We start from the raw sequence: 4,527 nt of genomic DNA, 5'->3' as shown, positions 1-4,527 counted from the left end.
CTTACTGTTCGGCGGCAGCGTCAGATGTTTATAAGAGACCGGGAGGGGCCGTACCGGGGGGAGCGGCGGGCGGCCACCCGACCGCCGCGGGCACCCGAGCTAGGGGAGGGTGGGGTTCTCGGGCTGGTCCGCGATCGAGCGGGGCTGCTGGGCACCGACGGTGTTCTGCTCGGTGTCCTTCCGCTGGAACTGCCGCATCATGCCGCCGATCAGCGACGGACGGCCCTGCGACTTCGAGTAGACGTCGAAGGCGACGGCGACGAGCAGGACCAGACCACGGATGATCTGCACCTTGTTCGACTCGAGCCCCATCAGCTGCAGACCGTTGGACAGCAGTGCCATCACGAGACCACCGATGATCGAACCGGAGACCGTGCCGACACCACCGGCCACCGCGGCACCACCGACGAACACGGCGGCGATCGCGTCGAGCTCCCAGCCGGTGCCGTCGGCGGGGCCGGAAGCACCCGAGTAGGCGACGAACACCATGCCGGCGATCGCGGCGAGGATCGACATGTTCATCATGACGAAGAAGTTGACCTTCTTCGCCGAGACGCCGGACAGGATCGCGGCGTTGGCGTTGCCACCGACGGCGTAGACCTGGCGACCGAAGATGGTGTTCTTCGTGACGAAGCCGTAGATGATGACGAGCACGCCGAGGATGATCGCGACGACCGGGACGGACGTGCCGACCGGGCCGGCGGCGAACAGGTACGTAGCGAAGAGCGTGACGGCGACCAGGACACCGGTGCGGACGATCGAGACCCACAGCGGCGGGACCTCGGCCTGCATCTTCTTGCGGCGGGCACGGCCACGCGCCTCGATGATGATCAGGGCGAGCACGGTCGCGAGACCGATGATCAGCGTGCCGTTGCTGAAGCCGAAGTCCGGACCGAAGTCACCGAGGAAGCCGGCGCCGATCGGGGTGTAGGCGTCCGGGACCGGGACCGAGGTGGACGAACCGATGATCTGGTTCGCACCGCGGAAGATGAGCTGCCCGGCGAGCGTCACGATGAAGGCCGGGACCTTCACGAACGCCACCCAGAAGCCCTGCCAAGCACCGATCAGGGCGCCGATGACGAGGCCCAGGATGATCGCGGCCCACACCGGGAAGTGCCAGACCGACATGGACTGCGCCACGACGATGCCGACGACCGCCGCGACCGAACCGACCGACAGGTCGATGTGGCCGGCGATGATCACCATGACCATCCCGAGCGCCAGGATCAGGATGTACGAGTACTGCAGGAACAGGTTGATCACGTTCGTGGGCTCGAGGATGAGCCCCTGCGTGGTGAAGGCGAAGAAGGCGAGCAGCACGATGAGCGCGATGATCATGCCGTACTGGCCGATGGAGTTGCCCTTGCCGAAGAGCAGCTTCAGGTTGTTCATGAGACGGGGGCGCCCTTCCGCGCGGACGTCATGCTGCGCATGAGCGTTTCTGGATCGGCCTGGTCGGCCGGGAGGTCAGCAGTGATCTGCCCCTCGAAGATGGTGTAGATGCGGTCGGAGAGACCGAGGAGCTCGGGGAGCTCGGACGAGATGAGGATGATGCCCTTCCCCTCGGCCGCGAGCTGCTGGATGATCCCGTAGATCTCGAACTTCGCGCCGACGTCGATGCCGCGGGTGGGCTCGTCGAGGATCAGCAGGTCGGGGTCGGTGAACATCCACTTCGACAGGACGACCTTCTGCTGGTTCCCGCCGGAGAGCTTGCCGACGTTGTCCTCGACGCTCGGCACCTTGGTGCGGAGGAGTTTCCGGTACTTCTCGGCGACCGAGTACTCCTCGAGGGAGTCGACGACGCCGCCCTTGGCGATCTTCTTGAGGTCCGCCGCGACGGTCGAGCGCTTCACGGTGTCGAGCAGGTTCAGGCCGAGGGCCTTGCGGTCCTCCGACACGTAGCCGAGACCGTTGTTGATCGCCTGCTGGACGTTGGTGACCTTGATCTCCTGGCCGTCCTTGATGATCTGCCCGTCGAGCCAGGTGCCGTAGGAGCGACCGAACAGGCTCATCGCCAGCTCGGTGCGTCCGGCGCCCATCAGACCGGCGAAGCCGACGATCTCACCCTTGCGGACGTGGAAGTCCGAGCCCTTGCAGACCAGACGCGACGAGTCGATCGGGTGCTGCACGGTCCAGTTTCGGACTTCGAAGAAGGTCTCGCCGATCTTCGGGGTGCGGTCCGGGAAGCGGGACTCGAGCGAGCGGCCGACCATGCCGCGGATGATGCGGTCCTCGTTGACGCCGTCCGCCTTGACGTTGAGCGTCTCGATGGCCTTGCCGTCTCGGATGATCGTGATCTCGTCCGCGATCTGCTCGATCTCGTTCAGCTTGTGGCTGATGATGATGCTCGAGATGCCCTTGGCCTTCAGCCCGACGATGAGGTCGAGCAGGTGCTGCGAGTCGTTCTCGTTCAGGGCGGCCGTCGGCTCGTCCAGGATGAGGAGCTTGACGTCCTTGTGCAGGGCCTTGGCGATCTCGACCAGCTGCTGCTTGCCGACGCCGATGTTCTTGATCTGCGTGTCCGGGTCGTCGGACAGGCCGACGCGGGCCAGCAGGTCCTGGGCACGGAGCTGCGCGGCGGTCCAGTCGATGCGACCGAAGCGGCCCGGCTCGTTGCCGAGGAACAGGTTCTCGGTGATCGAGAGTTCCGGGATCAGCGCCAGCTCCTGGTGGATGATGACGATGCCGGCCTGTTCGGACTGCTTGATGTTCGAGAAGCGGACCTCTTCGCCCTCGTAGACGATCTGGCCGTCGTAGGTGCCGTACGGGTAGACGCCCGACAGCACCTTCATCAGCGTGGACTTGCCAGCGCCGTTCTCGCCGCAGATCGCGTGGATCTCGCCGGCGCGGACGCTCAGCGAGACTTCCGAGAGCGCCTTCACACCAGGGAACTCCTTGGTGATGGAACGCATCTCGAGGATCGTCTCGGGAGCGGTGATCGAACGGGTCTCGAGCCCGCTTGCGATCGGGTCGTGACCCTGTGGGGTTGACGCCACGGTGCATCTCCTTCTGCCGCTGCGATGCGGCAGTCCTTCGGTGGAACAGCTACGGCATCCGAAGGGCACGAGGGTGCGTGCGGACTTCGTTGTCGTGTCCGGGTGATCCTCGTGTGACAGCCGATGTGAACGGTCACATCGAGGAACGGAGGCAATGTTACGCACACGCTCAGCCGGGCTGTCAATTCGGATCGGTCACGTTTCGGTGACGCTGCGGGCACTTTCCGCGCAGGGCGGAAGCGGTGTCCCTCGGGTTGGGGTCAGGGCTCCGACGCGCCCGGGACCCGCCCAGGCCGGGGCCTGCGGCGGTTCAGCGGCGCCGTGGGGCGGACGTGGAGCCGCGGACGACCAGCTGCGGGACGATGTCGATCGGGCGGAGCAGGTCCTCGCCGCTCGGCAGCAGGATGTCCACGCTGCGCCGTCCGAGTTCGGCGAAGTCCACCTGCACCGTCGTGAGCGGCGGCCAGAAGTGCTTCGCCTCGGGGATGTCGTCGTAGCCGACCACCGACAGGTCGCCGGGGACGTCGAGCCCGTACGACCGCGCCGCGTGCATCACGCCCAGGGCCATCGCGTCGTTCGAGCAGAACACCGCCGTGCAGTCGCGCCACCGCAGCAGCTCCCGTCCGGCTTGGTAGCCGAAGTCGGCCGTCCAGTCCCCGAGGATCGGCGGCTGCACCGGCATGTCCCGGTCCGACATCTCGCGGAGGAACCCCTGCATCCGGGCGTCCGCCTCGATCCAGTCCTGTGGCCCCGCGATGTGCCGGACGTACTCGTGGCCCAGGTCCAGCAGGTGTGCGGTCGCGAGCCGGGCGCCCTCCATCTGGTCCACCCAGAGCGCGGTCGGGTCCTCGTTGATGCTCGAGCGCAGCGTGACGTAGGGCGTCCGGACGCCGAGCTCCTCGATGATGTCGAACACGCGCTGCTGCGGGGCGATCACGATGATGCCCTCGACGTCCTGGTCGAGCAGGTGCCCGAGTCCGTCGCGCACCGCCCCGTCCGTCGGCACCGCGATGTTCGCCGTCGTCACCGAGTACCCGCGCAACACGGCGGCGTCCTCGATGGCCTGCAGGGTCACGGTCGGTCCGTAGTGGGACCGCTGCGCCGTCAGCACCCCGATCGTCCGGGTCTTGCTCGTCACCAGTGCACGTGCGGCCCGGTTCGGCCGGTACTGCAGTTCCTCCATCGCCGCGAGGACTCGGTCACGTGTCTCGGTCCGGATCGCGTCCGAGTTGTTGAGGACTCGGGAGACGGTCTGGTGCGAGACGCCCGCGACCCGCGCGACGTCACGGATGCTGGGGGACCGCGGCTGCTCTGCCCGCGTGGTCGCCATCGTTGCTCTCTCCCGCCCGGGGCCGCGGCACGCCCATGTGCACGTTCACATCCCGAGCCAGATCATTATGCACGCCTCCGGGGTCGCTGCCACTGCACGAGCAGCGGAGAGCAGGTTGCTCATCGGACACGGTCGGCCTGCCGCTGGCGCGCCGGCCCGGCAACGACGGACGGGAGGCCCGTGGCGGTGTCGCCACGGGCC

3 protein-coding genes are annotated in these 4,527 nt (G+C 67.0%); all 3 read right to left on the bottom strand.

Annotated features, from left to right (window positions below; translation table 11 throughout):
* Positions 1-99: 99 nt before the first annotated feature.
* The 3 genes from mmsB to QCD68_RS16860 all read right to left on the bottom strand — a co-directional run bounded on the left by mmsB (position 100) and on the right by QCD68_RS16860 (position 4,326).
* Entirely contained in the window at positions 100-1,392 is a 1,293-nt protein-coding gene (gene mmsB, locus QCD68_RS16870) for a multiple monosaccharide ABC transporter permease (protein WP_301223854.1), read from the bottom strand.
* Entirely contained in the window at positions 1,389-2,912 is a 1,524-nt protein-coding gene (gene mmsA / locus QCD68_RS16865; RefSeq protein ID WP_181439349.1) for a multiple monosaccharide ABC transporter ATP-binding protein, read from the bottom strand. The genes mmsB and mmsA overlap by 4 nt, the downstream gene beginning before the upstream one ends.
* Positions 2,913-3,306: 394 nt before the next feature.
* On the bottom strand, positions 3,307-4,326 hold the full coding sequence (locus QCD68_RS16860; RefSeq protein ID WP_301223853.1) for a LacI family DNA-binding transcriptional regulator: 1,020 nt from the start codon (positions 4,324-4,326) through the stop codon (positions 3,307-3,309).
* Positions 4,327-4,527: the final 201 nt, after the last annotated feature.

Origin of the sequence: Curtobacterium sp. PsM8, from assembly GCF_030433875.1 — a bacterium.
Taxonomy (GTDB): domain Bacteria; phylum Actinomycetota; class Actinomycetes; order Actinomycetales; family Microbacteriaceae; genus Curtobacterium.
The sequence above is the reverse complement of the archived record's forward strand: the minus strand, read 5'-3'. Positions and strand labels throughout refer to the sequence as shown.

Coding starts and splice junctions, on each gene's coding strand:
- mmsB (WP_301223854.1), bottom strand. CDS start 1,392: ATGAACAACCTGAAGCTGCTCTTCGGCAAGGGCAACTCCATCGGCCAG.
- mmsA (WP_181439349.1), bottom strand. CDS start 2,912: ATGCGTTCCATCACCAAGGAGTTCCCTGGTGTGAAGGCGCTCTCGGAA.
- QCD68_RS16860 (WP_301223853.1), bottom strand. CDS start 4,326: ATGGCGACCACGCGGGCAGAGCAGCCGCGGTCCCCCAGCATCCGTGAC.